Annotated in this window: 22 protein-coding genes; 14 read left to right on the top strand and 8 right to left on the bottom strand. The window is 69.6% G+C overall.

The genetic code is table 11. The features are described from left to right. Positions 1 to 12: 12 nt before the first annotated feature. The 3 genes from FCK90_RS00505 (at position 13) to FCK90_RS00495 (ending at position 3,010) form a co-directional block, all read left to right on the top strand. On the top strand, positions 13 to 627 hold the full coding sequence (locus tag FCK90_RS00505; protein WP_158032356.1) for a TetR/AcrR family transcriptional regulator: 615 nt from the start codon (positions 13 to 15) through the stop codon (positions 625 to 627). A gap of 101 nt (positions 628 to 728) precedes the next feature. Next, entirely contained in the window at positions 729 to 965 is a 237-nt protein-coding gene (locus tag FCK90_RS00500; RefSeq protein WP_158032355.1) for a DUF3107 domain-containing protein, read from the top strand. A 218-nt stretch (positions 966 to 1,183) separates the two neighbouring features. Then, positions 1,184 to 3,010, top strand: a complete 1,827-nt coding sequence (locus FCK90_RS00495) for a DEAD/DEAH box helicase (protein ID WP_158032354.1) — start codon at positions 1,184 to 1,186, stop codon at positions 3,008 to 3,010. Between the two features lie 107 nt (positions 3,011 to 3,117). On the opposite strand, the gene FCK90_RS00490 is transcribed toward FCK90_RS00495, so the two are convergent. Then, positions 3,118 to 3,978 (bottom strand): PHP domain-containing protein, encoded by an 861-nt coding sequence (locus FCK90_RS00490; RefSeq protein ID WP_158032353.1) that lies wholly within the window; start codon positions 3,976 to 3,978, stop codon positions 3,118 to 3,120. 206 nt (positions 3,979 to 4,184) lie between these two features. On the opposite strand from FCK90_RS00490, the gene FCK90_RS00485 reads away from it, so the two are divergent. After that, positions 4,185 to 5,759 carry an aminopeptidase P family protein gene (locus FCK90_RS00485; protein WP_158032352.1) on the top strand — a complete coding sequence of 525 codons (1,575 nt, stop codon included), beginning with the start codon at positions 4,185 to 4,187 and terminating at the stop codon, positions 5,757 to 5,759. Between the two features lie 92 nt (positions 5,760 to 5,851). Here FCK90_RS00485 and FCK90_RS00480 read toward each other — a convergent pair whose 3' ends face one another. Continuing rightward, positions 5,852 to 6,706, bottom strand: a complete 855-nt coding sequence (locus FCK90_RS00480; protein ID WP_158032351.1) for a YflT domain-containing protein — start codon at positions 6,704 to 6,706, stop codon at positions 5,852 to 5,854. Between the two features lie 139 nt (positions 6,707 to 6,845). On the opposite strand from FCK90_RS00480, the gene FCK90_RS00475 reads away from it, so the two are divergent. The 3 genes from FCK90_RS00475 to FCK90_RS00465 are packed head-to-tail and all read left to right on the top strand — an operon-like array spanning position 6,846 to position 10,060. Next, positions 6,846 to 8,150, top strand: a complete 1,305-nt coding sequence (locus tag FCK90_RS00475) for a magnesium transporter MgtE N-terminal domain-containing protein (RefSeq protein WP_158032350.1) — start codon at positions 6,846 to 6,848, stop codon at positions 8,148 to 8,150. Then, entirely contained in the window at positions 8,143 to 8,886 is a 744-nt protein-coding gene (locus tag FCK90_RS00470; protein ID WP_158032349.1) for a DUF1003 domain-containing protein, read from the top strand. Before FCK90_RS00475 ends, FCK90_RS00470 begins: the two co-directional genes overlap by 8 nt. Then, positions 8,876 to 10,060, top strand: a complete 1,185-nt coding sequence (locus tag FCK90_RS00465) for a P-loop NTPase (protein WP_246179857.1) — start codon at positions 8,876 to 8,878, stop codon at positions 10,058 to 10,060. The genes FCK90_RS00470 and FCK90_RS00465 overlap by 11 nt, the downstream gene beginning before the upstream one ends. A 7-nt stretch (positions 10,061 to 10,067) precedes the next feature. On the opposite strand, the gene FCK90_RS00460 is transcribed toward FCK90_RS00465, so the two are convergent. Then, on the bottom strand, positions 10,068 to 10,505 hold the full coding sequence (locus FCK90_RS00460; RefSeq protein WP_158032348.1) for a twin-arginine translocase TatA/TatE family subunit: 438 nt from the start codon (positions 10,503 to 10,505) through the stop codon (positions 10,068 to 10,070). A gap of 43 nt (positions 10,506 to 10,548) precedes the next feature. Beyond that, positions 10,549 to 11,184 (bottom strand): hypothetical protein, encoded by a 636-nt coding sequence (locus tag FCK90_RS00455; protein ID WP_158032347.1) that lies wholly within the window; start codon positions 11,182 to 11,184, stop codon positions 10,549 to 10,551. A 238-nt stretch (positions 11,185 to 11,422) separates the two neighbouring features. Between FCK90_RS00455 and FCK90_RS00450 the strand changes: the two genes are divergently transcribed. Continuing rightward, positions 11,423 to 12,055 (top strand): O-methyltransferase, encoded by a 633-nt coding sequence (locus FCK90_RS00450; RefSeq protein WP_158032346.1) that lies wholly within the window; start codon positions 11,423 to 11,425, stop codon positions 12,053 to 12,055. 149 nt (positions 12,056 to 12,204) lie between these two features. Here FCK90_RS00450 and FCK90_RS00445 read toward each other — a convergent pair whose 3' ends face one another. The 3 genes from FCK90_RS00445 to FCK90_RS00435 all read right to left on the bottom strand — a co-directional run bounded on the left by FCK90_RS00445 (position 12,205) and on the right by FCK90_RS00435 (position 14,612). Beyond that, the gene (locus tag FCK90_RS00445; protein WP_158032345.1) at positions 12,205 to 12,372 is read right to left on the bottom strand and encodes a DUF3117 domain-containing protein; all 168 of its coding nucleotides are present in this window, start codon (positions 12,370 to 12,372) and stop codon (positions 12,205 to 12,207) included. A gap of 96 nt (positions 12,373 to 12,468) precedes the next feature. Next, complete coding sequence (locus tag FCK90_RS00440; RefSeq protein ID WP_246179855.1) at positions 12,469 to 13,710, bottom strand: hypothetical protein; 1,242 nt, start codon at positions 13,708 to 13,710, stop codon at positions 12,469 to 12,471. Continuing rightward, positions 13,707 to 14,612: an LOG family protein gene (locus FCK90_RS00435; RefSeq protein ID WP_158032344.1), complete on the bottom strand. Its 906-nt coding sequence runs from the start codon at positions 14,610 to 14,612 to the stop codon at positions 13,707 to 13,709. Before FCK90_RS00435 ends, FCK90_RS00440 begins: the two co-directional genes overlap by 4 nt. A gap of 194 nt (positions 14,613 to 14,806) precedes the next feature. Here FCK90_RS00435 and FCK90_RS00430 point away from each other — a divergent pair, with 194 nt between their 5' ends. The 4 genes from FCK90_RS00430 (at position 14,807) to FCK90_RS00415 (ending at position 18,212) form a co-directional block, all read left to right on the top strand. Further along, positions 14,807 to 15,535, top strand: a complete 729-nt coding sequence (locus tag FCK90_RS00430; protein ID WP_158032549.1) for an amino acid ABC transporter ATP-binding protein — start codon at positions 14,807 to 14,809, stop codon at positions 15,533 to 15,535. Between the two features lie 92 nt (positions 15,536 to 15,627). After that, positions 15,628 to 16,470, top strand: coding sequence for a glutamate ABC transporter substrate-binding protein (locus FCK90_RS00425; protein ID WP_158032343.1), 843 nt, complete (start codon positions 15,628 to 15,630; stop codon positions 16,468 to 16,470). 186 nt (positions 16,471 to 16,656) lie between these two features. Further along, positions 16,657 to 17,343, top strand: coding sequence for an amino acid ABC transporter permease (locus FCK90_RS00420; RefSeq protein ID WP_158032342.1), 687 nt, complete (start codon positions 16,657 to 16,659; stop codon positions 17,341 to 17,343). Then, complete coding sequence (locus tag FCK90_RS00415; RefSeq protein ID WP_158032341.1) at positions 17,343 to 18,212, top strand: amino acid ABC transporter permease; 870 nt, start codon at positions 17,343 to 17,345, stop codon at positions 18,210 to 18,212. The genes FCK90_RS00420 and FCK90_RS00415 overlap by 1 nt, the downstream gene beginning before the upstream one ends. Positions 18,213 to 18,242: 30 nt before the next feature. Here FCK90_RS00415 and dapE read toward each other — a convergent pair whose 3' ends face one another. Further along, complete coding sequence (gene dapE, locus FCK90_RS00410) at positions 18,243 to 19,364, bottom strand: succinyl-diaminopimelate desuccinylase (protein ID WP_158032340.1); 1,122 nt, start codon at positions 19,362 to 19,364, stop codon at positions 18,243 to 18,245. Positions 19,365 to 19,403: 39 nt separating this feature from the next. On the opposite strand from dapE, the gene dapD reads away from it, so the two are divergent. Both dapD and galE read left to right on the top strand, forming a co-directional pair. Continuing rightward, positions 19,404 to 20,372, top strand: coding sequence for a 2,3,4,5-tetrahydropyridine-2,6-dicarboxylate N-succinyltransferase (dapD, locus tag FCK90_RS00405; RefSeq protein ID WP_158032339.1), 969 nt, complete (start codon positions 19,404 to 19,406; stop codon positions 20,370 to 20,372). Between the two features lie 93 nt (positions 20,373 to 20,465). Continuing rightward, positions 20,466 to 21,482, top strand: coding sequence for a UDP-glucose 4-epimerase GalE (gene galE / locus FCK90_RS00400; RefSeq protein ID WP_158032338.1), 1,017 nt, complete (start codon positions 20,466 to 20,468; stop codon positions 21,480 to 21,482). The last annotated feature ends 27 nt before the right edge of the window (positions 21,483 to 21,509 follow it).

Below are 21,509 nucleotides of genomic sequence, written 5' to 3'. Positions count from 1 at the left end.
GAAGGAGACCGCATGGCGCAGCAACGTACACGATCCCCTCGGATGCCCCGCGAGCAGCGCCGTGCCCAGCTTCTGGCCGTGGCCCTGGAGGTGTTCTCCCGCCAGGGCTACCACAAGGCTTCCATGGACGAGATCGCCGAAGCCGCCGGGGTCTCCAAGCCGGTGCTCTATCAGCATTTCCCCGGCAAGCGCGAGCTCTACGTCGCCCTGGTCGACGACAACCTCGACCGGCTGCGGATGCGACTGCTCGAGGCCCTGCGTTCCGACACGGTCAACCGCGTCAGGGTCGAGTCGATGCTCTCGGTGTATTTCGACTTCGTGGGTGACGCGCCCGAGGCCTACCGCCTCATCTTCGAGACCGACCTGCTGACCGATCCCGAGATCGGGGCGCGCTTCGAGCGGTTCCACCTGGACATCGCCGAGGCCATCGCCTCCGTCCTGGGTCCCAATGCCGGTCTCAGCCGGCCTCATGCCGTGCTGCTCTCCCGCTCGCTGACGGCCATGGCGGAGGCCGGAGCCGCCTACTGGGCGCATCATCCCGACGCGGGAAGCCGTGCCGAGGCCCACCGCCAGCTCTTCCGTTTAGCCTGGGGCGGAATCAGCATCCTCGACGAGGACTGGGCCTGAGCCGTTCCTAGAATGGCCGCCAGGCCACCCGCCGCAGAACCCGTTACACCAGCCCGGAGCGCAGCCGCCCAGGCTGTCCCCCGAGAGCCACAGGAGGCACCGTGGAGATCAAGATCGGTATCCAGCACGTCGGGCGCGAGGTCGTCGTCGATTCCGCGCTGACCGCAGAGAAGGCGCAGGAACTCGTCAGTGCCGCACTGGCGGACGGGTCCGTGCTCACCCTGACCGATACCAAGGACCACACCACGCTGGTCCCCGCATCGGGGATCGCCTACGTGGAGATCGGCACCGAGACCCGCCGCAAGGTGGGCTTCATGCCGGGCGTCGGCAACGACTGACAGGCGCCGGGAGGCGCGACCCGGTAGAGTGGTGGCGCACTGGATGACCGGTCGTCGACGAGAACAAGTCACAGTTACGTAGCGGATCCACCGGATCCGCCTTCACCCCGCGATCGGCTTCCCCCACTCTGCGCGCCCGCCGCACGCCTCTGGCGTCTGCCGCACGGGCCGCCAGGCGGCTGCATCGCCGATGACGGATTCAGGACAGTGGATCCTCGATGCCGCCCGCCTGCCGGCCTCGCGCGCCCGATCAACGTACAAGGACCCATTCCTCCGTGACTGAGAACATCTCCCCTGACCAGAGCCCTGCCGAGGACCAAGGCCAGGACGCAGTGAACCCCGAGACCGACAGCATCGAGCAGGTGGCCGAGGCCTCCGTGGACGCCACCGAGGAGGTCGTGGCCGATGCGCCCAAGTCCTTCGCGGACTTCGGCGTGCGCCAGGACATCGTGGACGCCCTGGCCGACGAGGGCATCACCTCCCCGTTCCCCATCCAGGCCATGACACTGCCGGTAGCGCTGACCGGACAGGACATCATCGGCCAGGCCAAGACGGGTACCGGTAAGACCCTGGGCTTCGGCATCCCCGTGATCCAGCGGGTCGTCGGCCGTGACGACGCCGGATGGGACTCGCTCAAGCGCCCCGGTGCCCCGCAGGCGCTGATCGTCGTCCCCACGCGCGAGCTGGCCGTGCAGGTCGGTTCGGACCTGGCCACGGCGGCCCGCACCCGCAACGCCCGGGTGCTGACCATCTACGGCGGCCGTGCCTACGAGCCGCAGATCGAGGCTCTGGAGAAGGGCGCCGAGATCGTGGTGGGCACCCCCGGACGCCTGATCGACCTGAACCGTCAGCATCATCTGGACCTCTCCCAGGTCAAGGCCGTCGTGCTGGACGAGGCAGACGAGATGCTGGATCTGGGCTTCCTCCCCGACGTCGAGAAGATCCTCTCCACCGTCCCCCGCGTACGGCACACCATGCTGTTCTCGGCGACCATGCCGGGCCCGGTCGTTGCCATGGCCCGCCGGTACATGTCCAAGCCCATGCACATCCGGGCCGCGGCGCCGGACGAAGGCACGACCAAGGCCGACATCCGCCAGGTGATCTACCGCGCCCATCACCTCGACAAGGACGAGGTCGTGGCCCGCATCCTGCAGGCCGAGGGCCGCGGCAAGACCATCATCTTCACCCGCACCAAGCGCACCGCGGCCAAGGTCGCCGACGAACTGGTCAAGCGCGGCTTCGCCGCCGCGCCCCTTCACGGCGACCTGGGCCAGGGCGCCCGGGAGCAGGCTCTGCGGGCGTTCCGCAGCGACAAGGTCGACGTCCTCGTGGCCACCGACGTCGCCGCGCGCGGCATCGACGTCGACGACGTGACGCACGTGATCAACTACCAGTGCCCGGAGGACGAGAAGACCTTCCTGCACCGCACCGGCCGCACCGGCCGCGCGGGGAACAAGGGCACGGCCATCACCTTCGTGGACTGGGACGACGTACCCCGCTGGCGGCTGATCGACAAGGCCCTCGAGCTGGGCGTCCAGGAGCCCCGGGAGACCTACTCCTCGTCACCGCATCTCTACACGGACCTCGCCATCCCCGAGGGGACCAAGGGCCGCCTGCCCAAGGACAAGCGCACCCACGCCGGCCTCGGCGCGGAGGAACTCGAGGACCTGGGCGGCCCGAGCCATGCCGGCCGCCAGCAGGGACGCGGCCGGGGCGGTTCCGGAGCCGGCCGTGGCCGCGACGGCGGCAAGCCGGGAAGCGGATCCGGCCGCAACCGGCGCCGCTCCGGGGGCCAGGGCCGGCGAGGCGACGACCACCGGGGCGAAGGCGCCCCCGAGCAGCACCGCCGCGACGGTCGGCCCCACGATCACGAACGACGCGGCGGTTCGGGAGAGGCAGAGCACGGCTCCCCGCGCAGCGCGGACGGCCGCTCGCAGCGTCCCGCCTCCGGTGAGGGGGGCGCCAAGCGCCGGCGCCGCCGTCGCCGGACTACCGGCGGGCAGTCCGGCACCGCCGGTGGCGGGGCCTCGGCCGCAGCCGAGTAGGCGATTCGGGCGGACACCGCCCGCTGCGCGATAGCGCGGGAGGGGAGTTCAAGTCCCCTCCCGCGCTATCGCCGTTCCAAGACTCCGGTGGTCCTGGCCTCTCTGCATCAGCTCCGACGGGGCCGCAGAACGGGCGTCGCTCCCCCGGCCTCGGCCTCGATCCGCCGCAGGGAGTGCACCGAGGTGAGGTTCTCCCCCAGGCGGTTGGGCTTGCCCGCACCGTGATAGTCCGAGGAACCGGTCACGATCAGGTCGTGTTCGGCGGCGATGGCCGACAGCTCCGCCCGCGCCGCCTCCGAATTGTCCCGGTGTGCGATCTCCAGCCCCGAGAGACCGGCGGCGATCATGTCCTCCAGGACCTCCCGGCTCACCACGCGCCCTCGTTTGGCCGCCATCGGATGGGCCATGACGGCGACGCCGCCCGCTTCACGCACCAGGCGCACGGCCGTCACCGGGTCGGGGGCGTAGTGGCGCACGTAGTACCCCGAGCGCGGGTGGAGGATGGTGTCGAAGGCCTCGGAGCGGTCCCGCACGACCCCCGCCGCCACGAGCGCGTCGGCCAAATGCGGCCGCCCCACGGTGGCGCCTTCGGCCACGTGCTCCCGGACCATGTCCCAGGTGATGGGGTAGTCCCGCCCGATCATCTCGGCCATGCGCTGCGCCCGGGTCAGGCGGGACCCGCAGGCCCGTGCCATGACCTCGTTGAGCCCGGCGTGGCCGGGGTCCTGTAGGTACGAGAGCAGGTGCACGGAGATGCCCTCCTCCGTCTGGCAGGAGACCTCCGTCCCGCGGACCAGCGTGATCCCGCAGGTTTCGGCGGCTTGTGCGGCCTGCTCCCACCCCGTCGTCGTGTCGTGGTCGGTCAGCGCCACGACGTCCAGCCCGGCCTCGACCGCCGACCGGATCACCTCGGCCGGGGACTGGGTTCCGTCGGAGGCCGTGGAGTGGGTGTGCAGGTCGATTCTCATGATTCTCATCCTGGCACGGCCGGCCGGTCCCCGCGCTCCGGCGGCCCCTCGGGGAGACCGCTGCCGACGTGGCCACCGCCCGGAGGTGAGCCGGGAGATGGGCGCAGCCTCCGAGCAGTGGCACGATGGACGAGGACATGGGGCCTCCCGGGAGCGATCCTCACCGGCACCGCGAGCCCCGGAAGCAGTTTCCAGAACGGAGCGAGATGACCAGCGAACCGGAACCCACAGGCGAGAGCCCCGCCGAGAGCACGGGGCAGTCCATGGCGGAGCGGGGCGAGAACCGCACGAGGTCCCCGCAGTCCGCCGAATTCCAGAGGTTCATGGCCTCCCAGTGGGCCGAGCCCGACGAGACCGACCTGCCGCGGGAGGCCGTTGCGGATTTCGCCGCGGCGCGCCGTCGTCGCGTCTCCGACGCCTTCCCCGGAGAGCGGATCGTGGTGCCGGCCGGTGCGCCCAAGGTGCGCGCGAACGACACCGACTACCGCTTCCGGCCCTACTCGGCCTTCGCCCACCTCACCGGGCTGGGCGTGGACCACGAACCCGGCGCGGTCCTGGTCCTGGAGCCGGTCGAGGCCGGCTCCGGTGACGACGGCGGCCAGCACACCGCCACCCTGTACTTCCATCCCATGGCGGGACGGGACACCCAGGAGTTCTACGCCGACGCCCGCAACGGCCAGTTCTGGGTGGGAGACCGCCCCACCCTTCGCGAGATCAGCAGCGCCTACGGGCTGCGCACCGCCGACCTGTCCGCCTTCGACGCCGCGGCGTCCAAGGACGTGGGCGACCCCCAGCAGGGCGGTGTCCGGGTGCGGACCGTCAAGACCCACGACGCCCGCGTGGACCAGCTGGTGGACTCCACCCGGCTGGCGGCGGGACTGGACCTGGAGAGCGAGGATCAGCAGGACGCGGCGCTCGAGGAGTCCCTGTCGGAGATGCGCCTGGTCAAGGACCCCCATGAGGTCGGGCAGCTGCGCGAGTCCGTGGACATGACCATCCGCGGTTTCGCCGATGTGGTCCGTTCCCTGCCCGCTGCGACGGGCCGGCACCGCGGCGAGCGCGTGGTCGAAGGCGCCTTCTTCGCCCGGGCCCGCGCCGAGGGCAACGACCTGGGCTATGACACCATCGCCGCCGCCGGCAACAACGCCACGGTGCTGCACTGGACGCGCAACACCGGCGTGGTCCGTGACGGAGAGATGATCCTGGTGGACGCCGGCGTCGAGGCCGATTCCCTCTACACCGCCGACATCACCCGCACCCTTCCCGTCAACGGCCGCTACAGCCCCGTTCAGCGCAAGGTGTACCAGGCGGTCCTGGACGCCGCCGACCGCGCCTTCGAGGTGGCCGTTCCCGGCAACCGCTTCCGCGACGTCCACGATGCCGCCATGGAGGTCCTGGCCGCCCGGCTGGAAGAGTGGGGCCTGCTGCCGGTCTCCGCTGCCGTGTCCTTGTCGGCGGAGGGGCAGCATCACCGCCGGTGGATGCCCCACGGGACCAGCCATCACCTGGGCCTGGACGTGCACGACTGCGCGCAGGCCCGCCGGGAGATGTACCAGGACGCCGTGATCGAGCCCGGCATGGTGTTCACGATCGAGCCGGGGCTGTACTTCAAGGCCGAGGATCTCGCCGTCCCTGAGGAGTACCGCGGGATCGGCGTGCGGATCGAGGACGACGTCCTGATCACGCCCGAGGGCAACGAGAACCTCTCGGCCGCGCTGCCCCGCGACCCGGACGCCGTCGAAGCCTGGATGGAGGGGCTGCTGGGCACCGGCTCGGAGTGACAGCACCTTTCCATCCCGCTGAGATGTGAGTTGAGCCGCCGATCAGGTCTGATCGGCGGCTCAACTCACATCTCGGCGGGGCTCAGCCGGACTCAGCGACCGGAGTCCTCCTGCGGTCCGGGTTCCGTGCTCTCCTGGGGACCGGTCTGCTCCGGCTCGACCCTCACGCCGTAGCGCGGGCGGCCGTCCGGCAGGTCCTCCTCCCCGAGGGGCGTACGCTGCGGCTGCGCGGGCCGGGCCTGCTCGGGAGGCTGGACGATCTGCTGTCCCGGATACGGCTGTGCCGGCTGCTGGGGACCCGCGGGCCGGCCGCCCTGAGGCGGCTGGCCGGGCTGCGGGTACTCGGGATACTGGCCCTGCTGAGGCGGCGGGGGCGGGTGGTGACCGGGCTGCCCCTGCGGCGGAGCGGAGTAGCCTCCCCCCGGCGCGAAACCGCCCGGCGCGCCGCCGCGCTGCAGGCCGTTGAGATTCAGCCCCTGCAGTGCCTGGCGGGCCTGGCCTGCCACGTCCCCTCGTGCGACGACGTCGTACCTCGTGGCCACGAACGTCGAGACCGAGGTGAAGTCGCGCCGCCCGCGCTGGGCGGCGAAGCTCACGATGCCGAGGATGACCCAGAAGGCCGCACCGAGCAGGACGGTCAGCAGCACCGACAACCCCCATCCGCTGCCGCCGAACATCGCGAGGATCACGCCGAAGAACAGCCCGAACATGGCGCCCTGCGCCGCGGAGAGCATGGCGACGCGCGGATAGGTCAGCCGGCCCGTCACCCGCTCCACGGAACTCAGGTCGTGGCCCACGATGGAGATCTGCCGGACATCGAACTGCTGGTCCGACAGATGGTCGACCACCTTCTGCGCATCGGGGTAGTTGCCGAAGCTCCCGATCACCTCGCCCTCGGGCAGTCCGATGGGCGCTGACGACGACGGACGCTGGCCAAAAAGACTCATGGTCCCATGATCGGGGCAAACCCTGTGCGGACGGGGTGAAGAGCGTGCGAGATCGCGGCGGGCTGAACGGAATATGAACCGTGCCACGAACGGCGCTGCACTGGGTGGCCATCGGAGGGCGGCCCATTAGGCTGGTGCGGTGAGTAGCTCCCTCGAGAAGATCTTCATCGGCCGGCTGATCGGCCTGGACGTGTTCGACCCCCTGGGCGATCGCGTGGGGCGGCTGCGCGATTTCGTGGTCCTGAGCAACGTCCCCGGCGTCCGCCGCGGCGGAACGGTCAAGCGACCGATCGTGGTCGGCATGGTCGTCGAGGTCCTGGGCAAGAAACGCGTCTTCGTGCCCATGACCCGCGTGACCGGTATAGACTCCAAACGCATCGTCTGCACCGGCCTGGTCAACCTGCGCCGCTTCGAGCAACGCGGCCAGGAGACCTTGGTGATCGGCGAGATGTTCGACCGCCACGTGGCATTGCTCGACGGCTCCGGAACGGCGTCGATCGTGGACGTCGCCATGGAGCAGGCCCGGTCCGGCGACTGGCTGCTCACGGAGTTGTTCGTGCGCCGGTCCGGCAACGCGGGCGGGCTCATGCGCCGCCGTGCCGGGGAGACTCTCGTGGTCGGGTGGGACGAGGCCCGGGACCTGGCGACGGTGGGCCCCCAGGCGGCCACGCAGTGGGTGCACGCCCATGAGGAGGACCAGGCAGCCGACCTGGCCGAGGAACTGCACGACCTCTCCCCCAAGCGCATGCTGGAGATCGCCGGCGAGCTGCGCGACGACCGCCTGGCCGACGTGCTGCAGGAGCTGCCGGAAGAGGACCAGGTGTTCATCGTGACCAATCTGGACGTCGAGCGCGCGGCCGATGTGCTCGAGGAGATGGAACCCGACGACGCCGCCGACCTGCTCAACGAACTGCCCGAGGCCCAGGCCGAAGACCTGCTGCAGCTGATGCAGCCCGAGGAGGCCGATGAGGTCCGCCGCCTGCTCGAGTACGACGAGGGCACGGCCGGTTCGATGATGACGCCCGTTCCCATCATCCTCTCCCCGGAGACCAGCGTGGCCGACGCCCTGGCGGCGATCCGGCAGGAGGAGGTGCCCCCGGCCGTCGCCGCCGCCATCTTCGTGTGCCGCCCGCCGCTGGAGACGCCCACGGGCCGGTACCTCGGCATGGTGCACATGCAGCAGTTGTTGCGGGTCCCTCCTCCGGAGGCGGTCGGGACCATGCTGGACACCTCCATCGAGCCGGTGCGGGACATGTCGCCCATCTCGGACGTCGCCCGGGAGCTGGCCACCTACGACCTGACGATCATTCCCGTGGTCAACGAGGCCCGCAGGCTCGTGGGCGCGGTGACCATCGACGACGTCCTGGACGACCTGCTCCCCGACGACTGGCGGACCTGGGACGACGGAACCCCCGTGCGAAAGGTGGGACGACGCTATGAGTGAGAACCGTTCGAGCAGCGACCGTCGCTCCTCCGGCCTGGACACCCCTTCCGGGCTGCGCCACGGAGCGTGGGACAGGCTGCGGCCCAACCCCGACTCCTTCGGCCAGATGACCGAGGGATTCGCCCGGTTCATGGGCACCCCCCAGTTCCTGATGTGGATGACCGTCTTCGTGGTGGTCTGGCTGGGCTGGAACACGTTCATGCCGGAGAGCCTGCAATTCGATCCGCGGGCGCTGAACTACACCCTGCTGACGCTGATGCTCTCCCTGCAGGCCTCCTACGCCGCTCCCCTGCTGCTGCTGGCGCAGAACCGCCAGGACGACCGCGACCGGGTGATCGCCGACCAGGACCGCAGACGCGACGAGGAGAACCTGGCGGACACCGAGTACCTCATCCGCGAGATCGCCTCGCTGCGCCTGGCCGTGCGCGACGTGGCCACCCGCGACTTCGTGCGATCCGAGATGCGCGACCTGCTCCAGGAGCTGCTCGAGGACCGGCAGGACGGCGACGACGACGGCGGTACGACGCCCAAGAAGCCCTCCGGCCCCGGCGGAGCCGGCACGCCCAAGAAGAAGAAGCGGAAGAAGACCGGCCCCGGGGAGTCCCGCGACTCGAAGGCCACCCCCACCGGGCTGATCCCGGTGGTCTCGCCACCGCCCGACTCACCGCAGGCGCCCGCTCCCTCCGACGCTCAGGACGACTCAGCAGAAAGCACCGACCAGACCCGTGAGCTCTGACCACCCGGAAACCGCTCTTCCCGACCCGGACATCGATCCCCGCCTGAGAGAGGCCCTGGGCACCGTCCAGGACCCGGAGCTGCAGCGTCCCCTGCTGGAACTGGGGATGGTACGACGGGCGGTGCTCGAGGCCGACGGCACCGCCGTGGTGGGTGTGCTCCTCACGATCTCCGGCTGCCCCCTGCGCGGCACGATCGAAGGCGACGTCCAGGAGGCGCTGACCGGGGTGGACGAGGTGCAGCGCGTCGTCGTCGAACTGGATGTGATGACCCCCGAGCAGCGCGAGGAGCTCAAGGAACGACTGGGGCACACCCGTGTCATCCCCTTCGCCCAACCCGATTCCCTCACGCGTGTCCACGCCGTCGCCTCGGGAAAGGGCGGGGTCGGCAAATCGTCCGTCACCGCGAACCTGGCCGCTGCCCTGGCGGCCCGCGGCCGTTCCGTGGGCGTGGTGGACGCCGACATCCACGGCTTCTCCATCCCCGGGCTCTTCGGCATAGACCGCGGGCCGACGAAGGTCGACGAGATGATCCTGCCCGCCGTGGTCCGCGTGCCTGAACACGCCCGCCAGGACACCGGCACGCCCGGATCCGTCAAGGTGATCTCGATCGGCATGTTCACCGACCCGCACACGCCCGTGGTCTGGCGGGGACCGCTGCTGGACCGGGCCATCGAGCAGTTCCTGGCCGATGTGCATTTCGGCGACCTGGACCACCTGCTGCTGGACCTGCCGCCGGGCACGGGGGACGTGGCGATCTCGGTGGCGCAGAAACTGCCGAGGTCCAGGGTGCTGGTGGTCTCCACCCCCCAGCACGCCGCCGCGGGTATCGCCGAGCGGGCGGGAACCCTGGCCTCGATGACGGAGCAGACCGTGGCCGGTGTCATCGAGAACATGTCCGCCATGGCGATGCCGGACGGCAGCATGCTCGAACTGTTCGGCGCCGGCGGCGGCAGCGAGATCGCCCGGTCGCTGACCGAGCGCATGGGCTACCCCGTGGATCTGCTGGGCTCGGTCCCCCTGGACGTCGCGCTGCGCGAAGCGGGTGATTCCGGCGTACCGCTGGTCTGGTCGAAGCCCTCGTCCCCGGCGGTGGCCGCCCTGGCGCGGATCGCGGCCCGGATCGACGGACCCCGGGGTCTGGCCGGCAAGCCGCTGGGCGTCACGCCCCGATAGCGGGGCCTCAGGTGGACTCGGAGTCGAACGGCGCCCGCTGGCCCGGGGCCAGCCTGATCAGCGAGGGCGTCTCGGTACTACTCGTCGCGCCCCCGCCGCCCTGGCCCGACTCGCGCCCCGCCTTGCGGGCCTCACGGGCCGCCTCACGGTCTTCGCGCTCCTTGCGCCGTTTCTCGGCGGCGTCTTCCTGATCCACTTCCGCCAGGGCCTCGCGCACGATGGTGCGCGGGTCGTACTGCCGGGGATCCAGTTTGCGCCAGTCCACGTCCGAGACCTCGGGCCCCAGGGTTTCGCGCAGATCGTCCTTGGCGCCGCTCGCATACCGCCGGACCGTCTTGACCAGGTCCTTGAGCTTCTGCGCATATTCGGGGAGCCGCTCCGGACCGATCACCAGTAACGCCACCACGATGAGGACGATGGCTTCCGCTCCACTGATTCCGAACACGGCTAAGAGGTTATCAGCCGGGCCCCGGGCTTCCTGGACGTTCTCACTGCAGACCCAGGATGCGCTGCCACCCCACGGCGATGGTCTCCATCGTTCCGCGCGGCGACTCCTCGGGCTGTTCCAGCACGGCACGGTGGCTGGCTTCGACCTGCTGGAGCACCCGGACCATCCGCGGAGGGGTGACATCGGAGACGAGCGTGTAGACGACGTCCTCGTGCACGATCATCGCCCGCCACGGCTTGCCTTCGCGGATCCATACGGTGGAGCCGGCGAGCGATGTCGGCTTCAGGCCGACAGCCGTCGCGGGCAGCCCCGTCGCTCCGTCCAGGGGATGCTCCGGGTCCACGTGCCCGCGTTGCTCCACGATGGTGATCTCGCGGCTGCGGCTGAGGTTGTAATCGACGTCGACGACGACCGCGGCCTGTCCTGCCACGCTGGTCTGCCGCAGTGCCGTGGTGCTGTAGCCGGTGAGCCCCACCAGCGGCAGGGTCCAGCCCTCTGCGCGCAAGCTGTCAACATCCGAGCTCCGGGTGTGGGTCAGGCCCTCCGGCCCCACCCAGGTCGAGCCGGAGACGGTGGGGGATGCGCTCCTGTTCGTCGTCCCCCGCGAGCCCACGTACCAGCCCGACAGGGCGATACCGGCCACCAGCAAGACGGAGACCGCGAGCGAGGTCGCCACGAGGCGATGAGACCAGAGGACTTTGTACACCTTGAGACAATCCCTTATGGGGTGACGGTCGACGCGGACACGCATATGGTGTCGGGAGAACCTGGGTGCCTGCTGGAAGGCAGCCCGGATCCAGCCCGGCGGCTGCGGCCTCGCAGCGGACGAGTAGGATGCTCGGAGCGCGTGTCTCGTGCCTCGGGGCATGCCGGAGACCGTCAGACGAAAGACAACCGCAGACCGGGAGGTGTCAATGGGCCGGGGCAAGACCACCAGCTGGTCCTATGCCGAGGCTTACCCTCGGGAGGATGAGGTGCTGCTGCGTGCGCGGGAACGCGCCACCGCCCTCAACATCCGCTCCGTCACCCCGGGCGTGGCGGCGACCCTGACGGTCCTGACCGCAGCGGCCAAGCCGCGTTCCGTCGTCGAGGTGGGCACGGGGGCCGGCGTCTCCGGTACCGCCATCCTGAGGGGTCTTCCCGAAGGCTCCGTGCTGACCACGATCGACACCGATGTCCGCGCGCTGCGCGCCGCGAGGGAGACCTTCCGCGAGGCGGGGATGGCCAGCAACCGCCTGCGCACGATCTCCGGGCGCGCCTCCCTGGTGCTGCCCAGGCTCACCACGGCCGCCTACGACATGGTCTTCCTGGACGCCGACGCCGCCAACGCCCTGCTCTACGTGGACGAGGCCATCCGGATGCTCCGCCCCGGGGCCACCCTGGTGATCCAGGACGCCCTGGACCAGGACAAGGTCCCCGATCCGGTCGTCCGTGAGGACGCCACCCGGATCCATCGCGAGATCCACCGCATGTTCCGCGAGGACGAGCGGTTCGTGTCCACGATCCTCACCCCGGGCTCGGGCGTGCTGGTCGCCGTCAAGAACTGAGCGGTCGAGAACCGAGCCGTCCAGAACCACTCCCGGGCAGACGGAAGGCCCATCACCGTCGGTGATGGGCCTTCGCCGATCCTCACGAGGCGGTCCGCCTCCTGATCTCCGCGACCGGTCCGTGGTGCGCGCCGTGGAGACCTAGAGGCTCAGGACGTGACACCCGCCAGGCATTCCTGGAGTTCTGCGGCCTCGTCGGCCTTGAGCTCGACGACAAGCCGACCGCCGCCCTCGAGCGGGACTCGCATGATGAGACTGCGGCCTTCCTTGGTGACCTCCATGGGACCGTCACCAGTCCTCGGCTTCATAGCAGCCATGGGTTGTTCTCCTGTCATCGAAGGGTGTTCGGATCCAGCTTACCGGACTGGCTCCCGGGATTTTCTAGGGCGACCGGGCAGAAACCCGCATCGGGCTCACGGCGGGTAGTCCCCCCCGCCGGGCAGCGGCGACCACTGCCAGAGGTAGCCGATCCACACGATCTGCGACATCGCGCCTACGATCACCAGCGTCCACCGGAAGGCCCGCGAGTCGCTCACCGCGGCCAGGGGCCCGGCCAGGACGAACAGGGGGACCAGTAGACGGAAGGTCGAGGACTGCGGGTGCAGGAAGGCCGCGAGGTAGACGGCGTAGCACACCACCCATAGCCACAGCAGCGACGGCAGGACACCGCGCACCGCCCTGGTGGTGATCAGCAGGGCGAACGCCCCGGCCGCCACGAGCACGGCCAGCCATCCCAGGGCGGGCCCGAAGAACCGGGAGCCCAGCGTCAGCCACGGCTCGAACGGCACCAGCGCGGTGGCCCGCCAGGCCGTCTCGGTGTCGGTATAAGCTCCCGGCTCCCCCGTGACCGCCCATGCCAGGCCGGGCCACAGCAGGGCACAGGCGCAGGACCAGAGGGCCAGCCAGAACCACCGGTCGAGCAGTCTCCACCAGGGGCGGTGCCGTCGTCGTCGCACGGCGCTGACGGACCGGACGACCCAGAAGACGCCCAGGGCCGCCGCGAACGGCACGCCCGCCGGCCGGGTCAGGCACATCAGCAGGATCAGGGGTGCTGCGGGCAGGAGATGCCCGCGCAGCAGGAGGAGGAGCACGCCGGCCAGCAGGGCCAGGTGCAGCGACTCCGCATAGGCGGCCTGGAACACCGGCGAGACCGGCCCGAAGGCGACCACAGCCAGGGCCCACAACGCCGTCGCGTGGCTCAGGAACTGCTGGAAGAGCCGGAGGATCAGCACCGCTGCGAGGAAACCGGCCACCAGTGCGACGGTCGGGGCGCACACCGCCCACGGCAGCCCGGTCCAGGCGGTGACCGCCCTGACCACCATGGGAAAGAGCGGATAGAAGGCCCACGGGTTCTCGGCCACAGTGCCGCTCGCCCCTCGCGGGAGCTCATCCGGATAGCCGTGATCGTGGACGCTCTGGTACCAGGTCCCGTCCCAGATCGACACGAAGCCGAGATAGCCGAGCGGGCTCCGGCCCCACGGACCGTCGGGGGCCTGGCGATCGACGACGGCGAAGATCACGAAAGCCCAGGCGCGCGAGACCATCCAGATCGTGAGGGCCTGAGCCCACCAGGGCATCCGCCCGAACCGGGCGAGCAGCCCTGCTCCCCACTCCGTGAGCCGCCGGTGCACCCGGGTGGGGGCCGGTACGCTCAAGGGCGCTCGCCTTCCGGGAACTCTCCCAGATCGTACTGGCGCATGTACGCCATCTGCTCCTCGGTCCGGCGGTCGTGCGCCTCCCGCATCACCGAGACGGCCTCCTGCGGGGAGTCCGTGACGCACAGAAGATCCAGGTCGGTTCGGGAGATCATGCCCCGCTCGGCCAGTGACCCCTGGAGCCATTCGAGCAGCGGCGCCCAGAACGCGCTTCCCATCAGCACCACGGGGAACCGGGTCATCTTGTTCGTCTGCACCAGCGTCAGGGACTCGAAGAGCTCGTCCAAGGTCCCGAAGCCGCCCGGCAGCACGATGAAGCCCTGCGAGTACTTGGCGAACATGGTCTTCCGGACGAAGAAGTACCGGAAGTTGATGCCCAGGTCGATGTAGGGGTTCATCCCCTGTTCGTGAGGCAGCTCGATCCCCAGCCCGACCGATCGCGCCTGGACGTCGTGCGCACCCCGGTTCGCCCCCTCCATGACCCCGGGGCCGCCTCCCGTGATCACGGCGTACCCCGCCTTGCCGAGCTCCCGCCCGACCGCACGGGACATCCGGTAGTCCGCGGAGCCCTCGGGCGTCCGGGCCGATCCGAAGACGGAGATGGCCGGGCCCAGGCGGGCGAGGGTGTCGAAACCGTCCACGAACTCCGACTGGATGCGCAGCACCCGCCAGGGATCCGTCCGGGTGAAATCGCCGGGCTCCCGGCCCGCGACGACCTCCGGTTCGAGGAAACGCTGGTCGGAGGTGCTGCGGCCGAGCTCCCGGCCGCGCAGGATGATCGGCCCCTTGCGCCGGAAGGAGCCCCGCCCTCCCCCGCCCGCGGTCGCCGACGGCTCGGCCGACGCCTCCGCGGGTGCCTCGCTCTCCGGGGTCGCCGGGTTCTCGGATCCACTCTTCGTCATGTACCCAACCGTATCGTCAGCAACACGTGCCGGGGCCCGGCCGGCCGCGGGTCACCCCGGATCCTGTGCGGCAATTTCATAAACACGAAACGTGAAGGATGTCACACTGACATTTTCTCCACTATCGTCGTGGCATGCCCAATGTCGCTTCCTCGGCCTCAGCCGACACCTCAGCCGGTACCACCGGTGAGCCCCTGGTGCGGATGACCGGTGTCAACAAGCACTTCGGCGACCTGCACGTCCTGCGCGAGATCAACCTCGAGGTCCGGCGCGGTGAGGTGGTCGTCGTCATCGGCCCGTCCGGATCTGGAAAGTCCACCCTGTGCCGCACGATCAACCGCCTGGAGACCATCGACGACGGCACGATCCTCATCGACGGGAAAGAGCTGCCCGCGGAGGGCAAGGCGCTGGCCCGGCTGCGGGCCGACGTCGGCATGGTCTTCCAGTCCTTCAACCTCTTCGCGCACAAGTCGGTCCTGCAGAACGTGACGCTGGGGCCCATCAGGGTCCGCGGGAAGTCCTCCGCCCAGGCCAAGGAACGCGCGATGGAGCTGCTCAAGCGCGTGGGCGTGGACAACCAGGCGGCCAAGCTGCCGGCCCAGCTCTCGGGCGGACAGCAGCAGCGCGTCGCCATCGCGAGAGCCCTCGCCATGGACCCCAAGGTCATGCTCTTCGACGAACCGACCTCTGCCCTCGACCCCGAGATGATCAACGAGGTCCTGGACACCATGGTCTCCCTGGCCAAGCAGGGCATGACCATGATCGTGGTCACCCACGAGATGGGCTTCGCCCGCCGGGCGGCCGATCGCGTGGTGTTCATGGCCGACGGCCAGATCGTGGAGCAGGACACTCCTGAGGAGTTCTTCTCCCATCCCAAGTCGGATCGCGCCAAGGACTTCCTGGGCAAGATCCTCAACCACTGATCGCCCTCGACCGGATGGAGACCGGCACCTCACCACCTTCTCGCTGAACCAGCCCATCCCACCCTTCACATCGATCCACACCGGGAGACACCATGCACCACAAGAAGAAGCTCTACAGCGTCGCGGCCATGGCCGCCGCAGCCGCCCTGACCCTGACCGCCTGCGGCGGCGGAGATGACGGGGGCGACGGCGGTGGCGACGGCGACTCCGTCCGCATCGGCATCAAGTACGACCAGCCCGGCCTGGGATTCTCCGACGGAGGCGAGTACACCGGGTTCGACGTCGACGTCGCCAAGTACGTCGCCGGTGAGCTGGGTTACTCCGAGGACCAGATCGAATGGGTCGAGGCACCTTCGGCCAATCGCGAGAACATGCTCCAGAACAACCAGGTCGACATGATCTTCGCGACCTACTCCATCACCGACGCCCGCAAGGAGACGGTGGACTTCGCCGGACCGTACTTCGTCGCGGGCCAGGACCTGCTGGTGCGAGCCGACGACGACTCCATCAACGGCCCCGAGGACCTCGACGGGAAGAACCTCTGCTCCGTGACCGGCTCCACCTCGGCCGAGAATGTGCGCGAGGAGGTTCCGGGGGTGAACCTGGTCGAGCAGAGCGGTTACGCCGACTGCGTGACCATGCTCGGCTCCGGCGGCGTGGACGCCGTGACCACGGACGACATCATCCTGGCCGGCCTGGCCTCCACGGATGCCAACCAGGGTCAGTTCCGCGTCGTGGGCAACACGTTCTCGGAGGAGAAGTACGGTGTGGGCCTGCCCAAGGGCTCGGACCAGTGCGAGGACATCAACGCCGCGATCGAGAAGATGATCGACGACGGGGCCTGGGAGGACGCCCTGACCTCGAACACCGAGGGTGCGGACTACCAGTACAACACCGAGCTGAACCCGCCGACCCCCGAGGCCTGCGCCTCCTGATCGCAGCCCTCCGTTCCGGGGCCCCGGTCCCGGAACGGACCTCCCGGAGGTGACCGGCTGAGCCGCCACGGCGGGTGCGCGACCCGGTGTCGCTCACCCGCCCGGGGCCGGTCGTCGTCGTTCCGCCGGGTACCGGCCCGGGGCCACCACCCGTTCTTCCAACGCCCACCTTTCCGAAGGGGCATCGTGAGTAGTTATTTCGCCGACTTCGCGAGCTTGTTCGAGCAGTTCGACGTCTTCCAGGCCTTCTGGGTCAATATCCAGCTGACCTTCTTCGCCGCGATCGGGTCCATGCTGCTCGGCACCGTCCTCGCGCTCATGCGGGTCTCCCCCATCGCCTCCATGCGCTGGCTGGGTGCCGGCTACGTCAACATCATCCGGAACACCCCGCTGACGATCATCCTGGTCTTCCTGGTCCTGGGGGTGTGGAGCCAGCTGCAGATCAACCTCAGTTCGGACTTCAACCAGAACTTCTTCCGCTACGCCGTGATCGGCCTGGCGATCTACCACGCCGCGTTCGTATGCGAGGCCATCCGGTCTGGCGTCAACACCGTGCCGGTCGGACAGGCGGAGGCCGCGCGGGCCATCGGCCTGGGGTTCCTGCCCTCCGCCCGGCTGATCATCTTCCCGCAGGCGCTGCGCGGAGCGATCACCCCGCTGGGCAATACCCTGATCGCCCTGACCAAGAACACCACGGTGGCCGCGGCCGCCTCCGTTACGGAGATCTCCGCCCTGATGAAGTCCATGATCGAGTTCCGGCCCGATGTGATCATCGCCGTCTTCCTGACCGTCGCGATCGGCTTCGTGCTGATCGTCGTCCCGGTCGGGCTGCTGACGACCTGGGCCTCCCGGAAGTTCGCGGTGGTGCGCTGATGTCCTCCAAAGCACAGAACGTCCTGTTCGACGTCCAGGGCCCGCGCGGGCGTCTTCTCACCCTGATCTTCAATATCGTGGGAGTCCTCCTGGTGGCTGCCCTCGCCTGGGTGGTCCTCGGGAAGCTCGCGGACCAGGGCCAGCTGCAGGCCGAGAAGTGGACCCAGCTGTTCACCGCGCGCTCCTGGAACAACTTCTTCCTCCCCGGCATCCTGCAGACCCTGCGGGCGGCGGGTCTGGCCGTCGTCCTGTCCGTGATCTTCGGCCTGATCTTCGGCCTGGGCCGCCTGTCCCAGCTCACGATCGTCCGCGGCGTGAGCACCGTGGTGGTCGAGTTCTTCCGTGCGGTGCCCGTGCTGGTCATGATGATCTTCTTCTACCTGGGCATCGGCCGCACCGGCCTGGTGCCGCCGTCGGAGACGCCCTTCTGGGCCGTGGTCCTGGGGCTGATGCTCTACAACGGCGCCGTGATCGCCGAGCTGATCCGCTCGGGGGTGCACAGCCTGCCCCGCGGGCAGCGGGAGGCCGGCCTGGTGGTGGGCATGACCGAATCCCAGGTGCTGCGGGCCATCCTGCTGCCCCAGGCGCTGACGGCCATGCTCCCCTCGCTGGTCAGCCAGTTCGTGGTGATCCTGAAGGACACCGCGCTGGGCTACATCATCACCTACCCCGAGCTGCTGGCCTCGGCCCGCCGCCTGGGATCGGGCGACGGCAACATCCTCCAGACCCTGCTGATGGCCGCAGTCGTCTTCGTGGTGATCAACTTCGCCCTGACCTCACTGGCCCAGTGGCTCTCCAGCTTCCTCAGCTACCGCACCGCGGGCCGCACCAAACCCACCACGGCACCCGCGCCGGCAGCGGTGAAGTAGCTGCTCATCGCGCGGCCGGTCAGGAGATGGTCACGCCGTCAGCCAGTCCTGCAGTGCCCGGTAGCAGTCCCGGATGGCCCGGGCGGACACGTGCTCGTCGTCGGTGTGCGCCAGCAGCGCGTCCCCCGGGCCGAAGTTCACGGCGGGCACGCCCTTCTCGGAGAACCGGGCCACGTCCGTCCAGCCGTACTTGGGTTTGGGCTCCTGGCCCACCGCGGCCACGAACGCGGCGGCCGAGGGGCGGTCCAGTCCCGGACGCGCCGCCGGTGAGAGGTCCACGAACTCCAGCTCGTGTCCGGGGAACAGCTCCCGGCAGTGCTGCTGGGCCTGCTCGAGCGTCTTGTCCGGGGCGAAGCGGTAGTTGATCTCCACTCCGGCCGAATCAGGGATCACGTTGCCGGCGACCCCTCCTCGGATCCGGATGGCGTTCAGGCCCTCGCGGTAGACCAGCCCCTCGACCTCGATGGAGGCGGGTTCGTAGCCGGCCAGCGTCGAGAGCACCTCCGCCAGCTTGTGGATCGCGTTGTCCCCGCGCCAGGCGCGGCCCGAGTGCGCGGCGAGGCCCGTGGGGTTGATCTGGAACCGCAGCGTCCCGTTGCAGCCGCCTTCGACCGTGCCGTCGGTGGGCTCGAGCAGAACCGCGAAGTCCGCTTCGAGCAGTTCGGGGGCGTTGCGGTAGAGACGGGCCAGCCCGGATCTCGCCGAGTCGACCTCCTCGTGATCGTAGAAGACATAGGTCACATCGCGGTTGGGCTGCGTGAGCGCGGCGGCCAGGGCCAGCTGGACGGCCACCCCGCCCTTCATGTCCGTCGCCCCCCGGCCCCACAGGATGCGGTCGTCGCCCTGCCCGGACCACGACGACGGCACCGTCCCCCTCGATCCCTCCACGGTGGGCAGGGGCACGGTATCCAGGTGCCCCGCGAGCACCACCCGTTCGGAGCGCACGGCAGCGGTCCTGGCCACGACGGCGTCGCCGTCTCGATGAACCCTCAGGTGAGGAAGCTCACGCAGGGCGGACTCCACGGCGTCGGCCAGGCGGCCCTCATGGCCCGACACCGATTCGATGTCGATCAACGCGGCCGTCAGCTCGGCCGGGTCGGAGGCCAGATCCAGGATCGCGGGCCCTGGGGCAGGTGCATGCGGGGTCGTCATCCGACCACCCTAGCGGCACGGGGTCCGTAGGATGGGGCCATGACTTCCTTGCCTAGCGATAGCCCCCGTTACGCCGCCGGACTGGGCCTTGCCAGTGTCGTCGCTGCAGGTCCCCGAGCCGGGACCGTCCTGGACGTGTGGTACCCCAATCCCGTGCTGGCCGATGCCCCCGATACCTCGCTGGACGCCGACCTGCGCGGCGCAGCCGTCCCCGACCCTCAGCGCAATGTGACGGCGGAGATCGTGGAACGGGTCATCGAGCTGGACGAGGCGCCACAGGACGCCGCCGACGCCTACCTGCGGCTGCACCTGCTCTCCCACCGTCTGGCCCGGCCCAACACCATCAACCTCGACGGCATCTTCGGGCTGCTGGCCAACGTCGCCTGGACCTCCCGGGGGCCCGTACTGGCCGAGGAGGTTCAGCTCGCCCTGCTGCGCATGCGCTCCGGCGGGAACGTCACCGTGCTCTCCGTGGACAAGTTCCCCCGCATGGTCGACTACGTGGTCCCCACCGGGGTGCGGATCGGCAACGCCGACCGCATCCGCCTGGGCGCCCACCTGGCCGAGGGCACCACGGTCATGCACGAAGGATTCGTCAACTTCAACGCGGGCACCCTGGGGACCGCCATGGTCGAGGGCCGGATCTCCGCCGGTGTGGTCATCGGCGACCACACGGACATCGGCGGCGGCGCCTCCATCATGGGCACCCTCTCCGGCGGCGGCAAACAGCGCATCCGGCTCGGCGAGCGCGTCCTGCTCGGCGCGAACGCGGGTATCGGCATCTCCCTGGGCGACGACTGCGTGGTGGAGGCCGGCCTCTACGTCACGGCCGGCACCCGGGTCACCGTCCTCGGCAACGGCGACGGCGGGGCGAAGGTCCTCAAGGCCGTCGACCTCTCCGGCGTCCCCAACCTGCTGTTCCGCCGCAATTCGCAGAGCGGCGCCGTGGAGGTCCTCCCCCGGGCAGGGCGGACCGTCGAGCTCAACGAGGCTCTGCACAAGAACTGACTCCCGGGTGGCCGGTGAACGGCCTTCCCCTTCCCCGCTCCGTCCGGCATCGGCCGGACGGAGCGGGGAGCAGCCCCGACAGAAAGGCAACCCATGCGCATTCTCGTGACCGGCGGCACCGGTTACATCGGTTCCCACACCGTGCTGTCCTTGCTGGAGGCCGGTCACGACGTCGTCGTGCTGGACAACCTGGCCAACTCCTCGGAGACCTCGCTCGAACGCGTCCAGGAGCTGGCCGGACGCCGGATCCTGGGCTTCGAGGAAGTCGACCTCCTGGACGTCCCCGGTCTGACGCGGGTCTTCGAGACCTGGAAGCCCGAGGCGGTGATCCACTTCGCGGGGCTCAAGGCCGTGGGCGAATCCTCGGAGAAGCCGCTGTGGTACTACTCCAACAACGTGGGCGGCACGCTGAACCTGCTGCACGCCATGGAGGCCGGCGACTGCCGGACGATCGTCTTCTCCTCGTCGGCGACCGTTTACGGCGAGGTGGAGACCATGCCGCTGACGGAGAAGGTGGAGAAGGACGCCACCAATCCGTACGGCCGCACCAAGGAGCAGATCGAGGACATCCTGACCGACGTCGCCACCGCCGACGGCCGCTGGAACGTCGCCCTGCTGCGCTACTTCAACCCGGTGGGTGCCCACGAGTCCGGGCGCATCGGCGAGGATCCCCGCGGGATCCCCAACAATCTCATGCCGTTCGTGGCGCAGGTGGCGGTGGGCCGCCGTGAGAAGCTGCGGGTCTTCGGCGACGACTACCCGACCGCCGACGGCACGGGCGTCCGCGATTACATCCACGTCGTGGACCTGGCCGACGGCCACGTCCGGGCGGTGGACTGGCTCGCGGCCAACGGAGGGCTGAAGGTCTGGAACCTGGGCACGGGGCACGGGTATTCGGTGCTCGAGGTCCGCGAGGCCTTCGAGAAGGCCTCCGGGGTGGAGATCCCCTACGAGATCGTCGACCGTCGCCCGGGCGACGCCGCCGTGACCTACGCCGACCCCTCGGCCGCACTGGCCGACCTGGGCTGGTCCGGTGACCGTGACATGGAGACCATGTGCCGCGACCACTGGAACTGGCAGAAGAACAACCCCAACGGGTACGAGGGCTGACCGGCCGGGCCCGGCCAGCCATGACTT

It is taken from the genome of Kocuria coralli (assembly GCF_008831305.1).
GTDB classification, from domain to species: Bacteria; Actinomycetota; Actinomycetes; order Actinomycetales; family Micrococcaceae; genus Kocuria; species Kocuria coralli.
This window is presented reverse-complemented; position numbering and strand designations above follow the sequence as displayed.

What these genes read in the sequence shown, in the direction of transcription:
- dapE (WP_158032340.1), bottom strand. Translation starts at nt 19,364, where the DNA reads ATGACGACCCCGCATGCACCTGCCCCAGGGCCCGCGATCCTGGATCTG.
- FCK90_RS00485 (WP_158032352.1), top strand. Translation starts at nt 4,185, where the DNA reads ATGACCAGCGAACCGGAACCCACAGGCGAGAGCCCCGCCGAGAGCACG.
- galE (WP_158032338.1), top strand. Translation starts at nt 20,466, where the DNA reads ATGCGCATTCTCGTGACCGGCGGCACCGGTTACATCGGTTCCCACACC.
- FCK90_RS00450 (WP_158032346.1), top strand. Translation starts at nt 11,423, where the DNA reads ATGGGCCGGGGCAAGACCACCAGCTGGTCCTATGCCGAGGCTTACCCT.
- FCK90_RS00445 (WP_158032345.1), bottom strand. Translation starts at nt 12,372, where the DNA reads ATGGCTGCTATGAAGCCGAGGACTGGTGACGGTCCCATGGAGGTCACC.
- FCK90_RS00415 (WP_158032341.1), top strand. Translation starts at nt 17,343, where the DNA reads ATGTCCTCCAAAGCACAGAACGTCCTGTTCGACGTCCAGGGCCCGCGC.
- FCK90_RS00470 (WP_158032349.1), top strand. Translation starts at nt 8,143, where the DNA reads ATGAGTGAGAACCGTTCGAGCAGCGACCGTCGCTCCTCCGGCCTGGAC.
- FCK90_RS00435 (WP_158032344.1), bottom strand. Translation starts at nt 14,612, where the DNA reads ATGACGAAGAGTGGATCCGAGAACCCGGCGACCCCGGAGAGCGAGGCA.
- FCK90_RS00505 (WP_158032356.1), top strand. Translation starts at nt 13, where the DNA reads ATGGCGCAGCAACGTACACGATCCCCTCGGATGCCCCGCGAGCAGCGC.
- FCK90_RS00425 (WP_158032343.1), top strand. Translation starts at nt 15,628, where the DNA reads ATGCACCACAAGAAGAAGCTCTACAGCGTCGCGGCCATGGCCGCCGCA.
- dapD (WP_158032339.1), top strand. Translation starts at nt 19,404, where the DNA reads ATGACTTCCTTGCCTAGCGATAGCCCCCGTTACGCCGCCGGACTGGGC.
- FCK90_RS00490 (WP_158032353.1), bottom strand. Translation starts at nt 3,978, where the DNA reads ATGAGAATCGACCTGCACACCCACTCCACGGCCTCCGACGGAACCCAG.
- FCK90_RS00480 (WP_158032351.1), bottom strand. Translation starts at nt 6,706, where the DNA reads ATGAGTCTTTTTGGCCAGCGTCCGTCGTCGTCAGCGCCCATCGGACTG.
- FCK90_RS00495 (WP_158032354.1), top strand. Translation starts at nt 1,184, where the DNA reads ATGCCGCCCGCCTGCCGGCCTCGCGCGCCCGATCAACGTACAAGGACC.